This is a genomic window from Pseudomonas putida (assembly GCF_002906855.1).
Lineage (GTDB): Bacteria > Pseudomonadota > Gammaproteobacteria > Pseudomonadales > Pseudomonadaceae > Aquipseudomonas > Aquipseudomonas putida_N.
Window position 1 is genome coordinate 43,358 of record NZ_MINI01000028.1, and the last position, 23,644, is coordinate 67,001.

General features: G+C 62.8%; 24 protein-coding genes. 16 read left to right on the plus strand and 8 right to left on the minus strand.

Annotated features, from left to right (window positions below; genetic code table 11):
* Nucleotides 1–47: 47 nt before the first annotated feature.
* The 3 genes from lon (at nucleotide 48) to BGP85_RS00510 (ending at nucleotide 4,924) form a co-directional block, all read left to right on the plus strand.
* Nucleotides 48–2,444, plus strand: a complete 2,397-nt coding sequence (gene lon / locus BGP85_RS00500) for an endopeptidase La (protein ID WP_103448169.1) — start codon at nucleotides 48–50, stop codon at nucleotides 2,442–2,444.
* 152 nt (nucleotides 2,445–2,596) lie between these two features.
* Complete coding sequence (gene hupB, locus BGP85_RS00505) at nucleotides 2,597–2,869, plus strand: nucleoid-associated protein HU-beta (RefSeq protein WP_103448168.1); 273 nt, start codon at nucleotides 2,597–2,599, stop codon at nucleotides 2,867–2,869.
* A gap of 183 nt (nucleotides 2,870–3,052) precedes the next feature.
* Nucleotides 3,053–4,924, plus strand: a complete 1,872-nt coding sequence (locus tag BGP85_RS00510) for a SurA N-terminal domain-containing protein (protein WP_103448167.1) — start codon at nucleotides 3,053–3,055, stop codon at nucleotides 4,922–4,924.
* 66 nt (nucleotides 4,925–4,990) lie between these two features.
* On the opposite strand, the gene BGP85_RS00515 is transcribed toward BGP85_RS00510, so the two are convergent.
* Entirely contained in the window at nucleotides 4,991–6,031 is a 1,041-nt protein-coding gene (locus tag BGP85_RS00515; protein ID WP_103448166.1) for a patatin-like phospholipase family protein, read from the minus strand.
* 165 nt (nucleotides 6,032–6,196) lie between these two features.
* Between BGP85_RS00515 and BGP85_RS00520 the strand changes: the two genes are divergently transcribed.
* The 3 genes from BGP85_RS00520 to BGP85_RS00530 all read left to right on the plus strand — a co-directional run bounded on the left by BGP85_RS00520 (nucleotide 6,197) and on the right by BGP85_RS00530 (nucleotide 8,149).
* The gene (locus BGP85_RS00520) at nucleotides 6,197–6,475 is read left to right on the plus strand and encodes a hypothetical protein (RefSeq protein WP_103448165.1); all 279 of its coding nucleotides are present in this window, start codon (nucleotides 6,197–6,199) and stop codon (nucleotides 6,473–6,475) included.
* Nucleotides 6,476–6,489: 14 nt separating this feature from the next.
* Nucleotides 6,490–7,269, plus strand: coding sequence for a CHAD domain-containing protein (locus tag BGP85_RS00525; protein ID WP_103448164.1), 780 nt, complete (start codon nucleotides 6,490–6,492; stop codon nucleotides 7,267–7,269).
* A gap of 82 nt (nucleotides 7,270–7,351) precedes the next feature.
* On the plus strand, nucleotides 7,352–8,149 hold the full coding sequence (locus BGP85_RS00530) for an acyl-CoA thioesterase (RefSeq protein WP_103448163.1): 798 nt from the start codon (nucleotides 7,352–7,354) through the stop codon (nucleotides 8,147–8,149).
* 3 nt (nucleotides 8,150–8,152) lie between these two features.
* Here BGP85_RS00530 and BGP85_RS00535 read toward each other — a convergent pair whose 3' ends face one another.
* The 3 genes from BGP85_RS00535 to BGP85_RS00545 form a co-directional block, all read right to left on the minus strand.
* Nucleotides 8,153–8,521, minus strand: a complete 369-nt coding sequence (locus tag BGP85_RS00535) for an Mpo1-like protein (RefSeq protein WP_103448162.1) — start codon at nucleotides 8,519–8,521, stop codon at nucleotides 8,153–8,155.
* A 99-nt stretch (nucleotides 8,522–8,620) separates the two neighbouring features.
* Entirely contained in the window at nucleotides 8,621–10,099 is a 1,479-nt protein-coding gene (locus BGP85_RS00540) for a methyl-accepting chemotaxis protein (RefSeq protein ID WP_103448161.1), read from the minus strand.
* An 88-nt stretch (nucleotides 10,100–10,187) separates the two neighbouring features.
* Nucleotides 10,188–10,985: a TatD family hydrolase gene (locus BGP85_RS00545; RefSeq protein ID WP_103448160.1), complete on the minus strand. Its 798-nt coding sequence runs from the start codon at nucleotides 10,983–10,985 to the stop codon at nucleotides 10,188–10,190.
* Between the two features lie 158 nt (nucleotides 10,986–11,143).
* Between BGP85_RS00545 and BGP85_RS00550 the strand changes: the two genes are divergently transcribed.
* The 4 genes from BGP85_RS00550 to greB all read left to right on the plus strand — a co-directional run bounded on the left by BGP85_RS00550 (nucleotide 11,144) and on the right by greB (nucleotide 14,118).
* Complete coding sequence (locus tag BGP85_RS00550) at nucleotides 11,144–12,550, plus strand: MltF family protein (RefSeq protein WP_103448159.1); 1,407 nt, start codon at nucleotides 11,144–11,146, stop codon at nucleotides 12,548–12,550.
* Nucleotides 12,551–12,663: 113 nt separating this feature from the next.
* Entirely contained in the window at nucleotides 12,664–13,098 is a 435-nt protein-coding gene (locus tag BGP85_RS00555; RefSeq protein WP_103448158.1) for a DoxX family protein, read from the plus strand.
* Between the two features lie 226 nt (nucleotides 13,099–13,324).
* Nucleotides 13,325–13,633 carry a hypothetical protein gene (locus BGP85_RS00560; protein ID WP_103448157.1) on the plus strand — a complete coding sequence of 103 codons (309 nt, stop codon included), beginning with the start codon at nucleotides 13,325–13,327 and terminating at the stop codon, nucleotides 13,631–13,633.
* 11 nt (nucleotides 13,634–13,644) lie between these two features.
* Entirely contained in the window at nucleotides 13,645–14,118 is a 474-nt protein-coding gene (gene greB, locus BGP85_RS00565; RefSeq protein WP_103448156.1) for a transcription elongation factor GreB, read from the plus strand.
* 44 nt (nucleotides 14,119–14,162) lie between these two features.
* Here greB and BGP85_RS00570 read toward each other — a convergent pair whose 3' ends face one another.
* Entirely contained in the window at nucleotides 14,163–16,670 is a 2,508-nt protein-coding gene (locus BGP85_RS00570; RefSeq protein ID WP_103448155.1) for an ABC transporter permease, read from the minus strand.
* A complete protein-coding gene (locus tag BGP85_RS00575) occupies nucleotides 16,670–17,353 on the minus strand; it encodes an ABC transporter ATP-binding protein (RefSeq protein ID WP_103448154.1) in 684 nt (227 codons plus the stop codon). The genes BGP85_RS00570 and BGP85_RS00575 overlap by 1 nt, the downstream gene beginning before the upstream one ends.
* Nucleotides 17,354–17,363: 10 nt before the next feature.
* Between BGP85_RS00575 and BGP85_RS00580 the strand changes: the two genes are divergently transcribed.
* From BGP85_RS00580 to BGP85_RS00590, 3 genes are all read left to right on the plus strand, one after another.
* A complete protein-coding gene (locus tag BGP85_RS00580; protein WP_103448153.1) occupies nucleotides 17,364–17,969 on the plus strand; it encodes an arylesterase in 606 nt (201 codons plus the stop codon).
* A gap of 58 nt (nucleotides 17,970–18,027) precedes the next feature.
* On the plus strand, nucleotides 18,028–18,309 hold the full coding sequence (locus tag BGP85_RS00585) for a hypothetical protein (RefSeq protein ID WP_103448152.1): 282 nt from the start codon (nucleotides 18,028–18,030) through the stop codon (nucleotides 18,307–18,309).
* 131 nt (nucleotides 18,310–18,440) lie between these two features.
* Nucleotides 18,441–19,418 (plus strand): L,D-transpeptidase family protein, encoded by a 978-nt coding sequence (locus tag BGP85_RS00590; RefSeq protein ID WP_103448151.1) that lies wholly within the window; start codon nucleotides 18,441–18,443, stop codon nucleotides 19,416–19,418.
* A gap of 139 nt (nucleotides 19,419–19,557) precedes the next feature.
* Here the strand turns inward: BGP85_RS00590 and BGP85_RS00595 are convergent, their stop codons facing one another.
* Nucleotides 19,558–19,809 (minus strand): Lpp/OprI family alanine-zipper lipoprotein, encoded by a 252-nt coding sequence (locus BGP85_RS00595; protein WP_003250288.1) that lies wholly within the window; start codon nucleotides 19,807–19,809, stop codon nucleotides 19,558–19,560.
* Nucleotides 19,810–20,317: 508 nt separating this feature from the next.
* Here BGP85_RS00595 and BGP85_RS00600 point away from each other — a divergent pair.
* Nucleotides 20,318–20,599 (plus strand): GNAT family N-acetyltransferase, encoded by a 282-nt coding sequence (locus tag BGP85_RS00600; protein WP_008095521.1) that lies wholly within the window; start codon nucleotides 20,318–20,320, stop codon nucleotides 20,597–20,599.
* 65 nt (nucleotides 20,600–20,664) lie between these two features.
* On the opposite strand, the gene BGP85_RS00605 is transcribed toward BGP85_RS00600, so the two are convergent.
* Nucleotides 20,665–21,741 carry a 3-deoxy-7-phosphoheptulonate synthase gene (locus BGP85_RS00605; protein ID WP_054901725.1) on the minus strand — a complete coding sequence of 359 codons (1,077 nt, stop codon included), beginning with the start codon at nucleotides 21,739–21,741 and terminating at the stop codon, nucleotides 20,665–20,667.
* A gap of 234 nt (nucleotides 21,742–21,975) precedes the next feature.
* Between BGP85_RS00605 and BGP85_RS00610 the strand changes: the two genes are divergently transcribed.
* Together BGP85_RS00610 and BGP85_RS00615 are read left to right on the plus strand one after the other, a co-directional pair.
* Nucleotides 21,976–22,923, plus strand: a complete 948-nt coding sequence (locus BGP85_RS00610) for a putative 2-dehydropantoate 2-reductase (protein ID WP_103448150.1) — start codon at nucleotides 21,976–21,978, stop codon at nucleotides 22,921–22,923.
* Between the two features lie 104 nt (nucleotides 22,924–23,027).
* A complete protein-coding gene (locus BGP85_RS00615; RefSeq protein ID WP_103448149.1) occupies nucleotides 23,028–23,525 on the plus strand; it encodes a universal stress protein in 498 nt (165 codons plus the stop codon).
* Nucleotides 23,526–23,644: the final 119 nt, after the last annotated feature.

Consider the following 23,644-nt stretch of genomic DNA (forward strand, 5'->3'; position numbering starts at 1 on the left):
TCATTTCCACCGGTTTCCGGCCATAAGGCCGCTGTAGAGGCGAAATCATGAAGACCACCCTCGACTTGCCTCTTTTGCCATTGCGCGATGTCGTCGTCTATCCGCACATGGTCATCCCACTGTTCGTGGGGCGTGAGAAGTCTATCGAAGCCCTCGAGGCCGCGATGACGGGCGAGAAGCAGATCCTGCTGCTGGCCCAGAAGAACCCGGCCGATGACGATCCAGGCGAAGACGCCCTGTATCGGGTCGGTACCATCGCTACCGTATTGCAACTGCTGAAGTTGCCCGATGGCACTGTCAAGGTGCTGGTCGAGGGCGAGCAGCGCGGTGCGGTCGAGCGTTTCACCGAAGTTGAAGGGCACATCCGTGCCGAAGTCTCCCTGATCGACGAAAGCGACGCTGCCGAGCGCGAGTCGGAAGTCTTCGTGCGCACGCTGCTGTCGCAGTTCGAGCAGTACGTGCAGCTGGGCAAGAAAGTCCCCGCCGAAGTGCTGTCGTCGCTGAACAGTATCGAAGAGCCTGGTCGCCTGGTCGATACCATGGCCGCGCACATGGCGCTGAAAATCGAGCAGAAGCAGGAAATCCTCGAGATCGTCGACCTGGCGACCCGTGTCGAGCACGTGCTGGCACTGCTGGATGCCGAAATTGACCTGCTGCAGGTCGAGAAACGTATCCGTGGCCGGGTCAAGAAGCAGATGGAGCGCAGCCAGCGCGAGTACTACCTGAATGAGCAGATGAAGGCCATTCAGAAGGAGCTCGGCGATGGCGACGAAGGCCACAACGAAGTCGAAGAGCTGAAAAAGCGCATCGAAGCCGCCGGCCTGCCGAAAGATGCCTTGGCCAAGGCCCAGGCCGAGCTGAACAAGCTCAAGCAGATGTCGCCAATGTCTGCCGAAGCCACCGTGGTGCGCTCGTACCTCGACTGGCTCGTGCAGGTGCCGTGGAAGGCCCAGAGCAAGGTGCGTCTGGACCTGGCCAAGGCCGAGGAAATCCTCGATGCCGACCACTATGGCCTGGAAGAGGTCAAGGAGCGGATTCTCGAGTACCTCGCCGTGCAGAAGCGGGTGAAGAAGATCCGCGGTCCGGTACTGTGCCTGGTTGGCCCGCCTGGCGTGGGCAAGACTTCGCTGGCCGAGTCGATCGCTGCCGCGACCAATCGCAAGTTCGTGCGCATGGCCTTGGGCGGCGTGCGTGACGAGGCCGAGATTCGTGGTCACCGTCGTACCTACATCGGTTCGATGCCTGGCCGCCTGATCCAGAAGATGACCAAGGTCGGTGTGCGTAACCCGCTGTTCCTGCTCGACGAGATCGACAAGATGGGCAGCGACATGCGTGGCGACCCGGCTTCGGCGCTGCTGGAAGTGCTCGACCCGGAGCAGAACCACAATTTCAACGACCACTACCTGGAAGTCGACTACGACCTCTCGGATGTGATGTTCCTGTGCACCTCGAACTCGATGAATATTCCGCCGGCGCTGCTCGACCGCATGGAGGTCATCCGCCTGCCGGGCTACACCGAGGACGAGAAGATCAACATCGCGGTCAAGTACCTGACGCCCAAGCAGGTCAAGGCCAACGGTTTGAAGACCGAAGAGCTGGACATCGACGTCTCGGCGATTCGCGACATCATCCGTTATTACACCCGCGAAGCCGGTGTGCGTGGCCTGGAGCGCCAGATCGCCAAAGTCTGCCGCAAGGTGGTCAAGGAACATACCGGGCAGAAACAGGTCAAGGTCAAGGTCACCAGCGAGCAGCTCGAGCACCTGCTTGGCGTGCGCAAGTTCCGTTACGGCCTGGCCGAGCAGCAGGATCAGATCGGCCAGGTCACCGGCCTTGCCTGGACCCAGGTGGGCGGCGAATTGCTGACCATCGAGTCGGTTGTCATCCCTGGCAAGGGCCAGCTGATCAAGACCGGCTCGCTGGGTGATGTCATGGTCGAGTCGATCACTGCCGCGCAGACCGTGGTCCGCAGCCGCGCCCGCAGCTTGGGGATTGCCGCCGACTTCCACGAGAAGCACGACGTGCATATCCACATGCCCGAAGGTGCCACGCCGAAGGACGGCCCGAGCGCTGGTATCGGCATGTGCACCGCGCTGGTGTCCGCGCTGACGCAGATTCCGGTACGCGCCGACGTGGCCATGACCGGTGAAATCACCCTGCGTGGGCAGGTGCTGGCCATCGGCGGGTTGAAGGAAAAACTGCTGGCCGCACACCGTGGCGGGATCAAGACAGTGATCATTCCCGAGGAGAATGTTCGCGATCTGAAGGAAATTCCGGAAAATATCAAACAGGATCTGCAGATCAAACCGGTCAAATGGATTGACGAAGTCCTGCAAATTGCGCTGCAATACGCCCCGGAGCCCTTGCCAGATGTGGCTCCGGAGATTGTCGCTAAAGATGACAAACGCGACGGCGATGCTAAGGAAAGAATCAGCACGCACTAGTAGTTTTTGGCTGGGGGGCTTTCCTTGACAGTTTTTTCTGGGCCTTGCTATAAAGCGGCACGCTATTGTCAAGCTGCCACCCGGCACACGTTTCATAAGCTTTTCTTTACATACTTAGAAACAAACTCAATAGAGAAATAAGGGGACTTAGAGTGAACAAGTCGGAACTGATTGACGCTATCGCTGCATCGGCTGACATTTCCAAGGCTGCCGCCGGCAAAGCTCTGGACGCTGTGATCGACTCCGTAACTGGCGCCCTGAAAGCAGGCGACGACGTCGTTCTGGTTGGCTTCGGTACCTTCTCGGTCAAAGAGCGCGCCGAGCGCACCGGCCGTAACCCACAAACCGGTAAGGCGATCAAGATCGCTGCTGCCAAGGTTCCAGGTTTCAAGGCAGGCAAAGGCCTGAAAGACGCCGTCAACTAAGTCGTCTCTTTCAGCCGGACCTGGCCTGGCCAGGTCCGAGCACGCTGATGGCGGGCCGCAAACGTTCCCGCCTGACACGTTTGCTAAGAAAAGGCGCATCCTCGGATGCGCCTTTCTTTTATCAGGATTCTACCCACGCTCCGCGGTTGTCGACGCAGTGGTACAGCCGTTTCTGGGGGACGCATGCTGCAAAATATCAGGGACAATTCACAAGGTTGGATTGCCAAGACCATCATTGGCCTCATCGTCGTGTTGATGGCGTTGACCGGCTTTGAAGCCATTTTCAAGGCCGCCACCCACAGCCAGGACGCGGCCAAGGTGAACGGCCACACCATCAGCCTGAACGAGCTGAGCCAGGCCGCCGACATGCAGCGCCGCCAGCTGATGCAACAGCTGGGCAAGGATTTTGACCCAGCGCTGCTGGATGAAAAGCTGCTGCGCGACTCTGCGCTCAAGGGCCTGATCGATCGAAAACTGCTGCTGCAGGGTGCCGAAGACGCCAAGTTCGCCTTCTCCGAAGCCGCGCTGGATCAAGTGATCCTGCAGACGCCGGAATTCCAGGTCGATGGCAAGTTCAGCGCCGATCGTTTCGACCAGGTGATCCGCCAGATGGGCTATGGCCGCATGCAATTCCGCGACATGCTCGGGGAAGAGATGCTGATCGGCCAACTGCGTACCGGTATTGCCGGCAGCAGCTTCGTCACCGACCAGCAGGTCGACGCCTTTGCCCGCCTGGAAAACCAGACCCGCGACTTCGCTTCCTTGACCTTCAAGGCCAACCCGGCAGCGGTCAAGGTCAGCGATGACGAGGTCAAGGCGCATTACGACCAGCACGCCAAGGAGTTCATGACCCCGGACCAGGTGGTCATCGACTACATCGAGCTGAAAAAGTCGGCGTTCTTCGACCAGGTCAAGGTCACCGACGAAGAACTCAAGGCCCAGTACGAGAAGGAAGTCGCCAACCTCGCCGAGCAGCGCCATGCCGCGCATATCCTCATCGAGGTCAACGACAAGGTCACCGACGCCCAGGCCAAGGCCAAGGCCGAAGAGATCGAGCAGCGCCTGGCCAAGGGCGAAGACTTCGCCAAGCTGGCCAAGGAGTTCTCCCAGGACCCAGGCTCTGCCAGCAATGGCGGTGACCTCGGCTTCGCCGGCCCGGGCGTGTATGACCCGGCCTTCGAAGACAGCCTGTACAAGCTCAACGACGGCCAGGTATCGGCCCCGGTGCGTACCGAGTTCGGTTACCACCTGATCAAGCTGCTGGGCAAGCAGGCGCCGGAAGTCCCGAGCTTCGCCAGCCTGAAGGACAAGCTGACCCGCGACCTGAAGACCCCGCTGGTCGAGCAGCGTTACGTCGATGCCAGCAAGCAGCTGCAGGATGCCGCCTACGAGGCTTCCGACCTGGCCCAGCCGGCCCAGGACCTGAACCTCAAGGTGCAGACTTCCGCTCCGTTCGGCCGCGAAGGCGGCGAGGGCATCACGGCCAACCGTGGCGTGATTCAGGCTGCGTTCTCCGAAGAAGTGATGGATGAAGGTGCCAACAGCACCGCCATCGAGCTGGACCCGGAAACCACCGTGGTGCTGCGCGTCAAGGAGCACCGCAAGCCGGAGCAACTGCCGCTGGAGGCCGTGGCCAAGAACATCAGCGAACACCTGGCCAAGGAGAAGGCGACTGCCGAACTCAAGACCAAGGCGGACAAGCTGATTGCCGGTCTGCGTGACGGCTCCATCGCTGCCGCTGGCGCTCACGACGGTCAGGAATGGAAGACTCACGAAGCCGTGACCCGTGGTCAGGACGGTATCGATCCGGCCGAGCTGCAGGCGCTGTTCCGCCTGGCCAAGCCGCAAGCCAAGGACAAGCCGGTGTACGGCAGCGTGGTCCTGGCCGACGGCAGCCTGGTCGTGCTGCAGCTCAAGGGCGTCAACGAAGGTGCCACCGCCAGCGACGACGAGAAGCAGCAGATCCGCCGCTACCTCGCATCGCGTGCTGGCCAGCAGGACTTTGCGGCTTACCGCAAGCAGCTGGAAGGCACTGCCGACATCACCCGCTACTGAGTGATGGATGCATGACGAAACAGGCCGCACGATGCGGCCTGTTTCATTTCTACCGCCCGTACCGGCCTAACGTTTCTTGCCTTCGTAATTGTCCAGCGTATCCCGCGCAATCTCTCGCCCCAGCGCAATCAGTTCCGGCGCCTTGTAGAACTCGAAGAACCGGCACACCCGCTTGGGCACGTTGATCAGCACATCCGGCGGATAGCCGGCAATCTTGTACTGTGCCAGTGACGTCTGCATCACCTCGAAGCTCTGGTTGATCAGGTCGAGCAGCGAGGCCGGCCCGACGTTGTCGATGATGAACGAGCCGGTCGCCGACTTCGGTGCGCCTTCACGTTCGGGCGCAGCGGCGGGTTGCTGTGCCTCGGGGTCGGCAGTGTCGGCCAGCCACGGGTTGGGCGGTGCCAGCCCTTCGGCGACGATCTCCTGCTCGATGCGAATCAGCTCTTCGGCCGGCTTGCGCCGAAATGGCAGGCGCGAGCCCAGTGAGCTGAGCAGGGCGTCGAAACGCATCTTGAAGGCGGCGGGCCGCTCGATCACCGGCAACTGATACTGCTTCTGGTTGGTGGCGTTAAGATTGACCGCGATGATCAGGTCACAGTGGCTGGATACCACCGGGACGATCGGCAGCGGGTTGAGAATGCCGCCGTCGACCAGCATGCGGTTGCCCTGCATCACGGGTGTGAACAGGCTCGGTATCGCCGCCGAGGCACGCATGGCCTGATGCAGGCAGCCTTCCTGGAACCAGATTTCCTGCTGGTTGGTAAGGTCGGTCGCTACCGCTGTGTAAGGTATGCGCAACTGCTCGATGTTCATGTCGCCGACAATTTTGCGAATCTGGCCGAACACCTTGTCACCGCGGATGGCACCAAGGCGAAAGCTGACGTCGACCAGGCGCAGCACGTCCAGGTAGTCCAGGCTTTCGATCCAGTTGCGGTATTCCTCCAGTTTGCCTGCCGCGTAGATACCGCCAATCACCGCGCCCATGGAGCAGCCGGCGATGCAGGCGATGTCGTAGCCGCGCCGTTCGATTTCCTCGATCACGCCGATATGGGCATACCCACGAGCGCCTCCCGATCCCAACACCAATGCCACGCGTTTGCTCATGAGCTTTCCCCGGCTGGTACAACCATGGTCCTACAATGCACTCATCGCGGCCTGTGCTTCAATCCAGACTGCGCTGAACTACTCTAAGCAAAGCATATCGAGCCTGGCACTTTTCAGGTGTACAGGCGTCGAACAGCCACTCTTTTGACCTTTGAGGTATTACTGATGAAAGCCTGGATCTGCCTTCCATTGATTGCCCTGGCCCTTGCAGGCTGCGCGGGCAAGACCGCCTACCGCGAAAGCTGCGCGACTCAGCTGGATGGCGCCTGGAAGGAGCTGGACCTGGCCAAGGCCGAAGGGTTCGCCGGCACCGTCAGCTATTCCAAGGCCCTGTCGCTGCTGACCGGGGCCAAGACGCAGCAGCAGTTCGAAGGGTACGAAGGGTGTACCCACAAAGCCGAAAAGGCCCGCTTCTACATTCGTGAGTCGCGCGCCGGGCGCTGACCAAGGAGCATCACATGTCCGTCATGCTCGATCATGTCGTTGCCCAGTTGCTGGCCTTGCAGGTGCGTCTGCTGGCCTGTCGCGAGCGCCTGGACGCCAATACCGACAGCGAGGCCCTGCACGACCTGCGGACCACTCTGCGGCGCCTGCGCAGCCTGCTGCGGCCGCTGCAGGGGCTGCCGGGTGTGGAGCAACTGGAGGAGGCGGCCAAGTCTTTGGGTACCTTGACCACGCCTCTGCGTGATCGTGAGGTGCTGGCTGCCGAACTCATCGGGCGCGGCTATGCCGAAGCCGGGCAGTTACGCCTGGCGGAGCGCGACAGGACCTTTGCCAGCGTTGCCGCCAGCCCGCAGCTGACCCGGGTGCTGGCGATCGTCGATGCGTTCCCGCTGTTCTTGCGGGCAGCGGAACGAGAGGGGCTGGCCAAGTCGCTGGACAAGCGTGTCGACAAGCGCCTGGTCAAGCAGTGGCACAAACTGCGCGAGGCCCTGCAGGACCCCGCCCATGATCGCCATCGCTTGCGCCTGCTGATCAAGCGTGTGCGCTATGGTGATGAGGCCTATCCGCAGCTCGATCATGCCGGCAAGAAGCTGCAACGCCTGTTGAAGAAGGCCCAAGGCGATCTGGGTGATTGGCATGACCGCCTGCAGTGGTTGCTGCAGGCCAAGGACCACCCCGACCTGGCACCTTGCATGGTCGACTGGGAGCAGGAACTGCACGAGGCCGAGCGCACATCCGATGACACCCTTGATGCGCTGCAGGCCGCGGTAAAGCGGCGTCAGCCCGGCAAATGACCGATATGCGGGCTGATCGGCCGGGGTTTGCTGGCTAGTATTGGCGGTCCTTTTGCTACAGGTAAGAGCCAGGAGCCGGCCGATGAATTTCAACCAACTGCTCGAAGCCGTTCGGGAAAACCCTGACGCGGTCAGAATTCCGCCCAGCTGGGCTCAGGGGCGCGCCGTGTTCGGCGGCCTGATGGCGGCCCTGGTTTACGAAAACATGCGCCTGAAGCTCACCGATGATCGCCCGGTGCGTTCGCTGGCCATCAGCTTCGTCAGCCCGGCGGCAGCGGATGTGCCCATTCGTTTCGAGGTCGAAGTGCTGCGTGAGGGCAAGGCGGTCAGCACGCTGCTGGGTCGCGCCATTCAGGATGGTCAGGTGGTTACGCTGGTGCAGGGTAACTTCGGTGCGGGTCGGCCATCGGTGGTCGATGTTGCGGCGGCGCCCGCCGTGGAGATGAAACCGCTTGAACAAGCGGCCGCGGAGTTGCCTTACATCAAGGGCGTCACTCCGGAGTTCATGCGCCATGTCGCCTTGCGTTGGGCGGTTGGCGGTCTGCCGTTCAGCGGCAACTCGTCGCGTCACATGGGTGGTTGGGTGCGCTTGCGTGATGTTGCCCAAGAGCAGGTCAACGAGGCGCACCTGCTGGCGCTAGTGGACGCCTGGCCACCGAGCCTGTTGCCGTTCCTCAAGCAGCCGGCAGCGGGCAGTACGCTGACCTGGACCATTGAATTCATCCAGCCGACGGCGAAACTGTCCACGCTGGACTGGTGCTATTACCGTGTCGAGACCGAACATGCGCGTGACGGCTATGGCCATGCAGCGGCAGCATTGTGGAGTGCAGAAGGGGAGCTGCTGGCCTTGAGCCGGCAAACGGTCACGGTGTTCGCCTGATCATCAGCGCCGATGCTTGTGCCGTTCGCGCCACGCCTTCCACCAGGCACCGCTGAGAACGAAGCGTGGGAACGTGATGAACTGCTCGGTGAGCAGCCTCTGCACGGCGTCCTTGCGGTTGGCGAACGGTTCCGGCTGTTCGGCTTCCAGGCGATGCCCGTGGCGTTGCAGGCCCAGGCCCGCGATCAGGGCAATGACGCCGACGGCGATCTGGCCCAGGTCCAGGGCGAACAGGCCTGACAGCACCAGCAGGGCACCGAGGATGAACAGCGGTACGGCAATCAGGTGCAACACAAGGTTGGTCGGGTGCCGGTGATTGTGGTGGTAGCCACGCCATTGCCAGGCGTGCAGGTTGGTCAGTCGTTTGCTCATGGGCAGGTCCTCGCGATGTTCGTCGCGCTGTACGTTACAGGCATGCCCAAAGCTTAGTGCGGCCCCGGTTACGGGGCCAATCGAGGGTGGCTATGGCGACTATAGCTTGAGCTGGCCAATGGCTTTGCTCAGCTCGCCGGCCAGGGTCGCCAGTTGGCTGCTGGTGGTGGCCGAGCCGACGGTCTGCTGCACGGTCTGTTCGGTGACATCGCGGATGCTCACCACCGCGCGGTTCATTTCTTCGGCCACTTGGCTTTGCTGCTCGGCGGCGACGGCGATCTGCGTATTGCTCTCGCGCATCTGGGCGACCGCGCCGGTAATTTCGGCCAGTGCCGCGCCGGCCTCCTGGGCCTGGCGGACGCAGTCGTCGGCCTTGTACGAACTTTCCTGCATGAACTCCACTGCGTCGCGGGTGCCGGCTTGCAGGTCGGCAACCATTCGGGTGATTTCGTCGGTGGAGGTCTGTACGCGCTTGGCCAGGTTGCGCACTTCATCGGCAACCACGGCAAAACCACGGCCCAAGTCGCCAGCGCGGGCGGCTTCGATGGCCGCGTTGAGTGCCAGCAGGTTGGTCTGCTCGGCAATGCTGTGAATGACCCCGACCACGCTGTTGATCTTCTGGCTGTCGTCGGCGAGCTGACGAATCATTTCGGCGGTTTGCTGAACGCCGCTGGAAAGCCCGGAGATCGAATCCTGTACCCGGCTGACCACTTCCTTGCCGCTGCCGGCAAGGGTGTCGGCAGTCTGCGACAAGTCCCGAGTGGCGCCAGCATGCTGGGCAATGTGGTGCACGGTGGCCGACATTTCGTTGATCGCCGTGGCCGCCTGGTCGGTTTCGCTCTGTTGGCCGAGCATGCCGTGGCGCACGTCGTTCATGCTCGCGGCCAGGCGCGCGGCCCCGGAGTCCAGCTGCGCGGCGGTGTGGGCGACGGTGCTGACCACGCGGTGGTAAGTGGCTTGCATGGCGTTGAAGGCGCCGGCCATCTGGCCGACTTCGTCACCGCAGGCCAGGGGCACGCGGGCCGACAGGTCGCCGGTCCTCTCCACGTGCAGCATGACGTCCTTGAGGGTATTGAGCTGGCTGAGCAGGAAGCGGATCAGCAGCTGCGAGGCACCGAGCATCGCCAGCATCAGAATCAGCACGCAGAAAGCGTAGTTGCTGAAGCGGTCGAGGAACACCTGGCGCAGGCTTGGCGCGGCTGCCAGCACGGCCAGTTGCTGGTCGCCATGGCGCAGCACCTGGGCGCCGCGCAGCGGGTTGTCGCCGAGGATCCAGGCGGCCGGCAGTGCTACCCAGCCTTGTGCATTGGCCAGGGCTTCGAGATCTTCACCCGCGTAAGTCGGGGTCTGGCCGGGTAGCCAGGTGATCAGGTTGGCCTGGCGGGGCAAGGCCTGCCCGGTGGGCCAGGCGGCCAGCAGTTCGGCCTGTGCTTGCGCCTGGGCCTGGGCGGCATCGGCGCGGGCGCGTTGCTCCAGGTGCACCGCGTACAGTACAAGCAGCAAGGTCGTGACGAAGGCCACCGCGTTGACGGCCCAGAATTTGTACTTCAGGGAAATATTGCTAAGCCAGGCACCCATGGGTAGGTCTTCTCTGAGTTGAGCGGAAACATTATTGGCAAGGTGCCATCATTGTGCCCGCGCACTCGAGAACGCTTCATGACATGCGTCAAGGAAGCTGGAAGAAGGCCTTGGCCGTGGCACTGGTGTGCTGGGCGCAGTGCTCGATACTCTCGTTGCGGTGTAGCGCCACTTCGCGCAGCACCTCGGTCAGGAATGCCGGCTCGTTGCGGCCGTTCTTCGGCTTCGGCCGCAGGCTGCGTGGCAGCAGGTAAGGCGCATCGCTCTCCAACATCAGCCGGCCCTCGGCAATATTTGCCACCAGCGGATGCAGGTGGGTGCCACGACGCTCGTCACAGATCCAGCCGGTGATGCCGATGTGCAGGTCCATGTCCAGGTAGGCGAACAAGGCTTCACGCTCACCGGTAAAGCAATGCACCACGGCGGCTGGCAGGTGGTCGCGGTAATCCTTGAGGATGGCCAGCAGGCGCTCGCTGGCATCGCGTTCGTGCAGGAACACCGGCAGGCGCAGCTCGGCCGCCATCGCCAACTGGGCTTCCAGGGCCTTCTCCTGCAGTGGGCGAGGGGAGAAATCACGGTTGAAATCCAGCCCGCATTCACCCACGGCACGCACCCGTGCTTCAGCCAGGAGTTGGCGCAGTTGCCGCTCGCTGTTGCCATCCCAGGACTTGGCATCGTGAGGGTGCACGCCCGCTGTCGCGAACAGGTGCTGGCCGTCGCCATCGAGCTGCTGGCAGAGTTCCAGCGCCTGCTCGCTGACCTCCAGGCTGGTGCCGGTCAGGACCATCTGGACCACGCCGGCCTCGATGGCGCGCTCGACGATGGCGGCCTGCTGGCCGTGGAAACTGCTGTTGGTCAGGTTGACGCCGATATCGATCAGTTGCATGGTGCTACCTCGTGCCGCGGGGCGGCCAGCATAGCAAAAAGCGTGATATTCGGAAAAAACCAAGAACTTCAGGCGTTTGCCGTGGTCTTTTACCGTCATTTCTCACGACCGCGCATACCACCATGGCTGCCGCCCACCGACCACGGACACGAATTCGCATGCTGCGATACCTGCTGACCCTGTTGCTGATGCTCGGGCTGACCACGGTCGGTCCGGCCTATGCACGGCTGTCGGGGCCACAGCAGAACGTGCCGGTGAACTCGGCCCGTGACCTGCAGCAGATCCGCAGTACCAAGGTGCTGCGTGTGCTGGTCAACCAGAGCCGCAACAGCTCCGGTGAGATCAAGGGCGAGCCGGTGGGTATCGAGTATTACCGCCTGCGTGGGCTTGAGCATTACCTCAATGCCCGGGCCGGCGATGGCCAGCAGATCCGCCTGAAGATCATTCCACGGGCCAAGGAGCAATTGCTCGGTGCCTTGCAGCGCGGTGAGGGTGACCTGGCCGCACCGGGCGAACTGCTTGACCCGGCCGTGACAGGTGGGGTCAACAGCAGTGCGCCGGTGCTGGACCAAGTGCCGTTGCTGCTGGTCGGGCGCAAGGGGGAGCGCAGCTACACCCGTGCCGAGCAGTTATCCGGGCGTACGGTGGCATTGACCAGCGCCAGCGCGGCAGGGGCGGTGATTCAGCAGCTCAACCAGCAGCTGGCGCTGCGCAAGCGGGCGCCGATCAAGATCGAATGGGTCGATTCGACCCTGGCGGTGGAAGATGTGCTGGAGATGGTGCAGGCCGGTATCTATTCACTGACCATGGTGGAGCGCCCGATTGCCCAGCGCTGGGCCAGGGTCATGCCTAACCTGCGCCTGGACAGCCGGGTGCAGCTGGGGCAGGCACAGGCCATGCGTTGGTATGTGCGGCGTGATGCGACCATGCTGCTGGCCACGGTTGACCGCTTTCTACAGGGTTATCATGCACCGGAAAACCAGGATGCGGCCTTCGAGCGCATCTACCGGCGCCAGTACCGTGTGCACAACCCATTGGCGCGCAAGGACCGCCAGCGCTTGAACGCGCTGCGCCCGGTATTGCAGAAGCACGGTGAAGCGCAGCAGATCGACTGGTTGAACCTGGCGGCCCTGGCCTTCAAGGAGTCCACCCTGAACCCCGCGGCACGCGGCAGCGGCGGAGCACACGGCCTGATGCAGATCACCCCGTCGGCAGCGCAACGGGTGGGAGTCAGCGACACCGGCTCGGTCGATGGCAATGTCCAGGCCAGTGCGCGCTACCTGGCGCTGATCCGTCGCAAGTTCTTCGCCAGCCCGCAGATCAATGAGCGCGAGCGCATGGCGTTTGTGCTGGCGGCCTACAACCTTGGCCCGGAGCGGGTCCAGGCCATGCGCGCCGAGGCCCGCAAGCGCGGCCTCAACGGCAATCAGTGGTTCTTTCAGACCGAGCGCATCGCCATGGAGCAGGTCGGCATGGGGCCGGTCAATTTCGTCAACAGCGTCAACAAGTACTTCCTGGCGTTCAATCGCGAACGCCCGGCACTGGAGCGTGTGGTCAGTCGCTGACAAATCGATTTTGTCGATTGTTATGTTGGGTTTTTTGCGATTTTAATATCGAATGAATTGATTATTATAGCGCCCATCCCAACACAACATCCCAGTTTCAAGGACGCTTCGAAATGAACAACGCAATCAGCAAACTGCTCTCCACCCGCGCTGGCCTGGGCCTCAGCGTGATCCGCATCCTCGTCGGTGTGATCTTCATGGCGCACGGTGCGCAGAAACTGTTCGGCCTGTTCGGTGGCTACGGCCTGGAAGGCACCGGCCAATGGATGGAAAGCATCGGTCTGGCGCCGGGCTACCTGATGGCCCTGTTGTCCGGTAGCGCCGAGTTCTTCGGCGGCCTGGCCCTGGTGATCGGCCTGTTGGCACGCCCGGCAGCACTGGCGCTGACGGTGACCCTGGTGGTGGCGATCTTCTCGGTGCACATCAACAATGGCTTGTTCATGTCCAACAACGGCTATGAGTTCGCCCTGGCGCTGCTGGCCGGCACCGTGGCGGTACTGATCGAAGGCGCGGGCCGCTTGTCCTTCGACCGCCTGATCGCCCGCTGACAGATCACCAATTGCAAGCTGCAAGCCCCAAGCCGAACACATTTCAGCTTGGGGCTTGCAGCTTGCGGCTTGTCGCTCTAGCATACCGCCTGCGCCGATTTAAACAGCTACTTGCGGGGCGCAGGACTGGCCCCCTCTCCGGGTCATCCGAAATACCGCTAAAGCGCTGGTTCGGTGACGCCTCCCACCGCTGCCCAGCGGGATTCGCGAGGCGGAGAGAAACTCCATGAGTTGTCCACGTACCAGTGTCTGTTTGAGCCCACTACCAGCCAGCCAGGCTTCCCGCACACCGCGCATCCTGCTCGGTGGCCAGCATCAGCCCACGCTCTTGCGTCACCTTGAAGGCTTGTCGCGTCGCAAGGGCCAGGCCCGCGCCTTTCTTATCCAGTTTGCCGAAGACGCCTGCCGCCTGGAGCAGTTCGGCAATGATCGCTTCGACCTGGCGGTGATCCAGGCACCTGCCCGGGAAGACGCGGCCGAAGTCATTGGCCAGCTTACCCGCATCGCGCGTCAGGGCCTGATTACCCGACGCTGAGGAGCGCGCCGTTGAGCACCAACATCATCACCACGGAAGGTCACGAGGCCCTTAAGAAGGAGCTGGATCATCTGTGGCGGGTCTATCGCCCGGAAATCACCCAGAAAGTGACCTGGGCCGCTTCGCTGGGTGATCGCAGCGAGAATGCCGACTACCAGTACAACAAGAAGTTGCTGCGCGAGATCGACCGTCGGGTCCGCTATCTGCGCAAGCGCCTCGAGGACGTGAAGGTGGTCGCCTACTCGCCGCAGCAGGAAGGCAAGGTGTTCTTCGGTGCCTGGGTCGAAATCGAGAACGATGGCGGCGAGACCATGAAGTTTCGCATTGTCGGGTATGACGAGATTTATGGCCGTAACGACTATATCTCGATCGACTCGCCGATGGCCCGGGCCCTGCTCAAGAAGGAGGAGGGCGATGAAGTGCTGGTGAATACACCGACCGGTCAAGCAACCTGGTATGTGAACAGTATCGATTACGGGCAATGAATTGTTATCGCATGTACCGACGCTAAGGCCGGTACATGCAAGCATCAGGTCTCCCTCAGTACTGCCAGTGGGCTGGCATTCAAGGCTCGCTGAGTGCCCAGTACCCCGGCCCCGCCCACCAGCAGCGCCCCGACCAGCGGCAGCACCAGCAGCCACGGATGCGGGCTCCACTGCAGGTCGAACGCATAGCGATACAGCACCCAGGTTATCAACTCGCACCCCAGCGCCGCCAAGGCGCCACTGGCCGCCCCCAGCAAACCGAACTCGATGCGCCGTGCCTTGACCAACAAGGGGCGAGCGGCGCCCAGTGCCCGCAGCAAGGCACCTTGGCGAATCCGCTCGTCGAGCGTCGCCTGCAGCCCGGCGAACAACACGGCAAGCCCCGCCGCCAGCACGAACAGCAACACATATTCGACCGCCAGGGTGACCTGGGCGAGGATGCTGCGTAGCTGCTCGAGCAAGGCATCGACCTGCAGGATGGTCACCGCCGGAAACGCCCGCGACAGCGCCACCACATCCAGGTCATGGCCTGGCGCCAGATAGAAGCTGGTCAGGTAGGTGGTTGGCAGCCCCTGCAGGGTGCCCGGCTGGAAGATCATGTAGAAGTTCGGCTGAAAGCTGTCCCAATGCACGCTACGCAGGCTGCTGACCCGCGCCTGGCGCTGCTCGCCGCCGATGTCGAAGGTCAGCAAGTCGCCCAGATGCAGCTTGAGGCTGGCAGCCAGCTCGGCCTCGACCGACACGCCGGGGATTTCATCGCTGCCAGGCAACGCTTGCCACCAACTGCCTGCGCTCAGCTCATTGCCCTGAGGCAGGTCGGCCGCCCAGGTCAGGCTGAGGTCGCGTTGCACGGCTCGCTCGCCGGCGGAATCCTTGCTGACGATCTGCTGCACCGGTTGGTCGTTTATCTGAATCAGTCGGCCGGGGGTCACCGGATACAGCGGTGCCGAGTGGGCATTCACATCGTGCAGGCGCTGGGCGAACGGTTCGCGGTCAGTGGGCAGGATGTTCAGGGCAAAATGGTTGGGGGCGTCCTTGGGCAGCTGGGCCTGCCAGTTGTCGAGCAGCTCTGCCCGCAGCAGCGCAACCAGAGCCATGGCCAACAAGATCAGGCCAAAGGCCAGGGCTTGCCCGGCAGCGGCCATCGGGTGGCGCAGCAATTGGCCGAGGCCCAGGCGCCAGGCCAGAGGTGCGCCGGCGAGCGCCTTGCGCAGGCTCTGCAAACCGAGCAGAAGCAGCCCGCCCAGCAGCAGCGCGGCGATCAGGCCGCCGCCCAGCAGGGCGAAGGTCAGTAGCAGGTCAAGGCTCAGGCGCCACATGATCAGGCCCAGGGCGAGCAGGGCGGCGCCATACACCAGCCAGCTGCTCGGTGGCACGGGCAGCAGATCGCGACGCAGTACGCGCAACGGTGGCACCTGGCCCAGCGCGGCCAGCGGCGGCAAGGCAAAGCCGGCCAGGGCCACCAGGCCGGTGGCGATGCCGGCCAGTGCCGGCAGCAGGCCTCCGGCCGGCACTTCGGTGGGCAGCAGGCCATGCAGCAGGCGGAACAGGCCCAGTTGCGCCAGCCAGCCGAGCAGGGCGCCGGCCAGGGCCGCGACCAGGCCAAGCATTGCCAGTTGCAGGCAATACAGCCCCAGTGCCTGGTGCCGCGACAGCCCCAGGCAGCGCAGCAGGGCGCTGGCATCCAGGCGGCGCGTAGCGTAGCGGCTGGCCGACAGCGCCACGGCCACGCCCGCCAGCAGCACGGCCACCAAGCTGGCCATGTTCAGGTAGCGCTCGGCTTTCCCCAGGGCACCGCCGATCTGCCGGTTGCCATCGCGGGTGTCGAGCAGGCGCTGGCTGGCGGCAAGGTTGTTTTCCACGGCCTGGCGATAGTGCGCGAGGGCTTCGGCATCGCCGCGCCACAGGTCGCGGTAGGAAACCCGGCTGCCGGGCTGGATGACCCCGGTAGCCTGCAGGTCCGCCAGGTTCATCATCACCCGGGGCGTCAGGCTGTAGAAGTTATTGGCACGGTCTGGTTCGTAGGTCAGCACGCGGCTCATGCGCAAGGTCTTCATGCCGACGTCGATGCTGTCGCCAACCTTCAGTCCCAGGGCCGCGAGCAGGCGAGGTTCGACCCAGGCTTCTCCCGGTGCCGGGCCGCCGCCAGGAGTTTCCTCGGCGTAGGGCGCGGCGGCACTGCGCACCTGGCCGCGCAATGGGTAGGCACCATCGACCGCCTTGATGCTCGAAAGCTGGATGCCGGCATCGCCGCCCACCACGCTGGTGAACTCCACGACCTGGGCATGCCGCAGCCCTAGCGCCTGGCCCTCGCTGAGCTGTTCTTCGCGGGCCGGTGCGCTGCCTTGCAATACCAGGTCGGCGCCGAGGAACTCGCTGGCGCGCAATTGCATCGCGCCATTCAGGCGGGCGCCGAAATAGCCGATGGCGGTGCTGGCGGCCACCGCCACCAGCAGGGCAAAGAACAGTACGCGCACTTCGCTGGCGCGGATGTCGCGCAGCAGCTGGCGCAAGGCCAGGCCGTACAGGCGGGACAGCGGCATATGCTTCATCAGGCCTCCACCGGCGCCACCAGGCGGCCTGCGTCCAGGCGGATCTGGCGCCGGCAGCGGCGAGCCAGGCGCTCGTCATGGGTGACCAGCACCAAGGTGGTGCCGCGCTCCTTGTTCAGCTCGAACAGCAGGTCGCTGATACGCTCGCCGGTATGGCTGTCGAGGTTGCCGGTGGGTTCGTCTGCGAACAGCACTGCCGGTTGTGCGGCGAAGGCGCGGGCGATGGCGACCCGCTGCTGCTCGCCACCGGAAAGCTGGCGCGGGGTGTGGGCCAGGCGCTTGCCAAGGCCGACCCGCTCCAGCAGGGTGCGGGCGTGCTCGCGGGCGTCGCGCCGACCGTCCAGTTCCAGAGGTAGCATCACATTTTCCAGGGCGTTGAGGCTGTCGAGCAGCTGGAACGACTGAAAGACGAAACCGACATGCTCGGCGCGGACCCTGGCGCGCTGGTCCTCGTCCAGCGGGCCGAGGTCGTGCCCGGCGAGGATGACCTGGCCGGCGCTGGGGCGGTCGAGGCCGGCGAGCAGCCCGAGAAGGGTCGACTTGCCCGAGCCGGAGGCGCCGACGATGGCCAGGCTGTCGCCCTGGGCAAGGTCGAGGGACAGGGCGTGGAGGATGGTCAGGTCACCTTCCGCACTGGGGACCACTTTGCTAAGGTTCTGCGCAACGAGAATGCTGGGGCCCATGGAGAATCCGATGCGAGTGTGGTGGTTGAGTGCCGGTCTGGCCCTGTATTGCCTGGCCCAGAGCGCGGCGGCGGGAACATTGCTGGTTGTCGGCGATAGTATCAGCGCCGGTTTTGGCCTGGATACCCGCCAGGGGTGGGTCTCTTTGTTGCAGACCCGGCTCAAGGACGAAGGTTTCGACGATCAGGTGGTCAACGCGTCGATCAGTGGCGACACCAGTGCAGGTGGCCAGGCGCGGCTGCCGGCGCTGCTTGCAGCACACAAGCCGAGCCTGGTTGTGCTGGAGTTGGGGGGCAATGATGGCCTGCGCGGGCAGCCTCCGCAGCAATTGCAACAAAATCTTGCCTCGATGATCGAGAGTGCCCGCACGGCGGGGGCCAAGGTGCTGCTGCTGGGCATGCGCCTGCCACCGAACTATGGCGTGCGATATACCACGGCCTTCGCCAACGTCTACGAACAGCTGGCAACGGAAAAAAAGGTGGCGCTGGTGCCGTTCTTCCTCGAAGGGGTGGGCGGTGTGCCGGGGATGATGCAGGCCGATGGCATCCATCCGGCACAGGGTGCCCAGCAGCGTTTGCTGGAAAATGCCTGGCCGGCGATAAAACCCTTGTTGTGACGCTTTAAACGGGGCCGGCTTTCGGCTAATGTTGCGCCCCCCGTTTCGAGAGCCCCCGATGCCGCGCCCTGCCTGGTCCTTGTTTGCCTACCAACTGATCGAGCCCGATGAACAGCTCGACCTGTTCGCTTGCCAGGAAATCCGCGTCCACCTCGTGGCCCGTCAACTCGAGCTCGGCGTGCCGGTCGACCGTACCTTGTGCGGCGGCCTGCTGCCTGCGCAGCCGCGCTGGTCCGGTGTGCCTCGCAGCATCTACCGTGACGGGCGCCTGTGCGACCTGTGTCGGGCGATTCTCGATGCCCAGCGCCGCGGTATTCGGCCGGTCTGGCCTGAGCTCTGAGCTGAATCTAAGGTGCGCAACTGTGTGCACCTTTCATCATCTGAAACGCTTGTAAGGTGCCAACGCCTCCCGCTTGCAGCGAGGCGGGTGTACAATCGTGCTTCTTGACTACCTTTCGAAGGATTTACCGGATGTTGCCGCGCTTTCCCGCCGTCACCCGTTGCCTGTCCCTGGCCGCCCTGCTGGTAGCGGGCCCTGCTGCTGCGCTGGAACTGCCGCTGCCACCACCCGGTGAAGACGTCGTTGGCCAGGTCCAGACGATCAAGGCCAAGTACGAAGACACCTTTGCCGACATCGGCACTGCCAACGACCTCGGCTACCTGGAAATGATCGCCGCCAACCCGGGTGTCGACCCGTGGCTGCCGGGCGCCGGCACCGAGATCGTCCTGCCGACCCGCTACATCCTGCCGCCGGGGCCGCGCGAAGGCATTGTCATCAACCTGGCCGAGTACCGCCTGTACTACTACCCGAAAGGGCAGAACGTGGTGCATACCTTCCCGTTGGGTATCGGCCGTGAGGGCTGGGGGTCGCCTGTAGCGATGACCAAGATCACCGCGAAGACGCCGAACCCGACCTGGACCCCACCCGCGTCGATCCGTGCCGAGCACGCTGCCGACGGTGACATCCTGCCGACCGTCGTGCCTGCCGGCCCGGACAACCCGCTCGGGCCGTTCAAGTTCACCCTGGGTGTGCCGGGCTACCTGATCCACGGTTCAAACAAGAAGTTCGGTATCGGCATGCGCACGAGCCATGGCTGCTTCCGCATGCTCAACAACAACGTGCTTGAACTGTCGAAGATGGTACCGGTGGGCACGCCGGTGCGCATCATCAACGAGCCTTACAAGTTCGGCATCAGTGGCGGCAAGGTTTACCTCGAGGCGCACACGCCGCTGGATGATCATGGCAACCCGTCTGTGGTCGACAAGCACACGGCGGTCATCAATGCCTTGCTCAAACGGGAAGACTTGGCCAACAACCTGCGCATGAACTGGGACATGGTGCGTGACGTGGTTGCAGCTGAAGACGGTATGCCGGTGGAAATTGCCGTGCCCGTCAATAACCAGGGCGCCGCACCCATGGTGACGAGCATTCCGCCCGAACTGCAGTAACGCTTTTGCAACACCTTCGGGGCCCGCTCAGGTTAACAACCTGAAGCGGGCCTCTTCGTTTCCGGGGCAGGGCTTTCGTCCAGGCAATAAAAAAGCCGACCCACTAGTGGGTCGGCTCCATAACAATCCGTGAGGATTATTACTTGCGGCTGGCTTTGTCCAGCATACGCAGAGCGCGCTCGTTGGCTTCGTCAGCAGTCTGCTGAGCCTTCTGAGCGGCTGCCATTGCGTCGTCAGCCTTACGGTAGGCTTCGTCAGCACGGGCTTGGGCGCGAGCTGCTGCGTCTTCAGTCGCAGTCAGACGAGCTTCGGTTTCTTTGGATACGCTGCTGCAACCGGTAGCCAGAACTGCGGCCAGAGCCAGAGCAGAGAATTTCAGAACGTTGTTCATCGTGTTCCCCTTCAAGGACTTTCTATTAAATAGCCATCTCTCGGAAAAGAGAAACTGGCCGGCGTACATAGTACCCATTACTTGTAGTAAGTAAACTGACAGAGCGCAAGAACTGCAAAAAAAATGTTGCACGGGGTCACGCCGACAAGATTTGCGAGGGATTTGTGAAAAAACCGTGTAGCGGGCGCAAGCGACTGTAGAGCAGGAACTTTTTTGTTGAACTAAGGGTGACTTTAACTGTCCCTCAGCGTCTAAGCACAACAACATCCGGTTGCTGTTGCAGGGTGCGCCAGGGCAAGGCCCTGGCGTGGCTTCCTGCTACTTTTTAATGCTCGCCACCTTGAGAAATCCCGCATGCGGCGCCTACTATTTGGGGGTGTCCGACCCGGTCGAACGATTGCTGTCGGCTGATGGTCCAAGGGGCTAGAGGTGGCGTTGAGGTTCCTCCGCCGGATAAACCACATCGGTTAAGGTAAGGGTCTGCCAGAAAGACCAGCGAGGAGTAGTGATGAGTGAAGCGCTGACCATCCACCATGACCAGGCCGGTCATCAGTTCGAAACCAACGTGGACGGTCATCGTGCCTACCTGACGTACATGGACCTGGGCAAGCAGACGCTGGACATCTATCGCACTTTCGTACCCAACGCCCTGCGTGGCCGCGGGATCGCAGCAGCGTTGACCGAGAAGGCCCTCGAGTACGCCGACCAGATGGGTTACACGGTGATCCCTTCCTGCTCGTATGTGGAGCGCTACATGGAGCGTCAACAGCGCCATTCGAGCAAGGCTTGAACGGGCGACAAACGCCAGATACAAGAACGCCGGGCAATGCCCGGCGTTCTTCATTGCGCTGAAGTTCAGCCGCGCTTGCGCTGTGGCAGCACATCCTTGAGCTTGGCGTGCATGCTGCGCAAGGTTTTCTCGGTGGCCGACCAGTCGATGCAGGCATCGGTGACCGACACGCCGTACTGCAGTTCGTCGAGGTTTTTCGGGATCGACTGGCAGCCCCAGTTCAGGTGGCTTTCGACCATCAGGCCGATGATCGACTGGTTGCCTTCGAGGATCTGGTTGGCGACGTTCTCCATGACCAGTGGCTGCAGGGCCGGGTCCTTGTTGGAGTTGGCGTGGCTGCAGTCCACCATGATATTGGCCTTGATCTTGGCCTTGGCCAGGTCCTGTTCGCACAGGGCGACACTGACCGAATCGTAGTTCGGCTTGCCGTTGCCGCCACGCAGCACCACGTGGCCATACGGGTTGCCCTTGGTGGTGACGATCGACACGCCGCCTTCCTGGTTGATGCCGAGGAAGCGGTGCGGCTTGGACACCGACTGCAAGGCGTTGATGGCCACGGTCAGGCCGCCATCGGTGCCGTTCTTGAAACCGACCGCCGAGGACAGGCCCGAGGCCATCTCGCGGTGGGTCTGCGATTCGGTAGTGCGGGCGCCGATGGCCGACCAGCTGATCAGGTCCTGCAGGTACTGCGGGGAGATCGGGTCGAGTGCTTCGGTGGCGGTCGGCAGGCCCATTTCGGCCAGGTCCAGCAGCAGCTTGCGGCCAATGTGCAGGCCGTCCTGGATCTTGAACGAGTCATCCAGGTACGGGTCGTTGATCAGGCCTTTCCAGCCGACGGTGGTGCGTGGCTTTTCAAAGTACACACGCATGACCAGGTACAGCGTATCGGACACTTCTTCGGCCAGCACCTTTAGGCGCTCGGCGTATTCGTGGGCGGCCTTGATGTCATGGATGGAGCAGGGGCCGACCACCACGAACAGGCGATGGTCCTTGCCGTCGAGGATATTGCGCACCACTTCGCGGCCGGCAGTCACGGTCTGCAGGGCCTTGGCGCTGAGGGGGATTTCCTTCTTGAGCTGATCGGGGGTGATCAAGGTCTCGTTGGAAGCAACGTTAAGGTCGTCGATCGGTAAATCAGCCATCGTGTTACTCGTCAGGTCACGGGTGCCGGCCGCCAGCAATCCCCGTGCGGCCCAGCAGCAATAATGTTCGCAGCGGGGAGCAGAACCTTAGCGCGTTACTGGGGGCGCGACAATGGCCTGTGCCACGCAGTGCAGGGTTTTTCCCTGGCGCAAGGGGCTTGAACTGCATTCAGGGTGCGCAGAAGGCCGTAAACGGTGTAGAAAAGCGCATCAGAATCAGAGATGGAGAGCAGCATGAACCCTCGCAAACCGCGTATCGGCATCATCGGCAGCGGTGCTATCGGTGGCTTCTATGGGCTGATGCTGGCACGCGCCGGTTTCGATGTGCATTTCCTGCTGCGCAGCGAATATGACGTGGTGCGCGAACAGGGCCTGAAGCTCGAGCATGCCGTGCATGGCACGCTACAGATGCCGGTCAATGCCTACGCCAGCGCTGCCGACATGCCGCCCTGCGACTGGCTGCTGGTGGGCGCCAAGGCGACCGGCAATACCGAACTTGCACCGCTGATCGTCCAGGCCGCCGCTGCTGATGCCAAGGTGGTGCTGTTGCAGAATGGCCTCGGCGTGGAGGAGCAGTTGAGGGTGGCCTTGCCGGGCAACCTGCATTTGCTTGGCGGCTTGTGTTTCATTTGCGTCAATCGCCAGGCCCCAGGGGTGATTCGTCACCAGGCGCTGGGTGCGGTCAACCTCGGCTATCACAGCGGGCCGGCCGAAGATGGCGGTGCGGCGATCATCGAAGCGGGCGCCGGGTTGTTCCGTGCGGCGGGCATCGACTCCCAGGCCATGGCCAATCTCGGTCAGGCGCGCTGGCAGAAACTGGTGTGGAACGTGCCGTACAACGGTCTATCGGTGTTGCTGGGGGCCAGTACCACGCCGCTGATGGCCGATGCCGACAGCCGCGAGTTGATCCAGGCGCTGATGGCTGAAGTGGTGCAGGGTGCCGCCGCGTGTGGGCATGAGCTGCCGGCGGGCTATGCCGAGCAGCTGTTCAGCATGACCGAACAGATGCCCGATTACTGGCCAAGCATGTACCACGACCATGTCCAGCATCGCCCGTTGGAGCTGCAGGCGATCTATGCCGAGCCGATTGCTCGCGCTCAGGCGGCCGGCTGCAGCCTGCCGCGGATGCACATGCTGCATCAGGCCCTGGCTTTCATCGACCGCACCAACCGGGCTGGCTGAATCCTCTGCAGGCCGCATCAGCAGTGCGCCGGACGGCAAAGCGCGGGTCCGGTGCGCTGCTAAGCTGAAGCTTGCTCTGCCGCAACGGCAGTCGAGGAGGTCGAATGATCCGCTCCATGCTGTACGCCACCGACCTCGGTGTCTACGCACCTTTTGTCATGCAGCACGCCCTGACCCTGGCTCGCGCCTTCAGCGCAGAGCTCTACGTGATTCATGCGGTGGAGCCCATGGGGCAGTTCGCCGAGTCCCTGCTGCAGAGTTACCTCGATGAACAGACGCTGGATGAATTGCACAGCGAAGGCGTCAACACGGTGATGGCCAATATCGAGCAGCGGGTGCTGGAAAACTTTCGTGACGAATTGGGCGGGGATGCAGACCTGGCATTGATCAAGGCGGTACGGGTGCGCCAGGGTGACCCGGCGCAGGTCATCCTCGAGCAGGCGCAGCGGCTGAGCGTCGACCTGCTGATTTTCGGCAGCCACACAGCCGGTGCCGGGGTGGATGTGCCGATTGGCCGAACGGCGGTGCGCTTGCTGCAACTGTCGCCGGTACCGGTGTACATGGTGCCGCTCTCGCAGCACCTTGGGCGTAGGAAATTGTGAAGCTGGCGGTAGGTTAGTTCGGAGGCGCGTGTAACAAAATAGTTCTAGTTTTATTTCGAGAACCACTAATATAGTTATATCTCGTCGCTGCCTGCTGCCGCTGACTTATCGCCGATTCG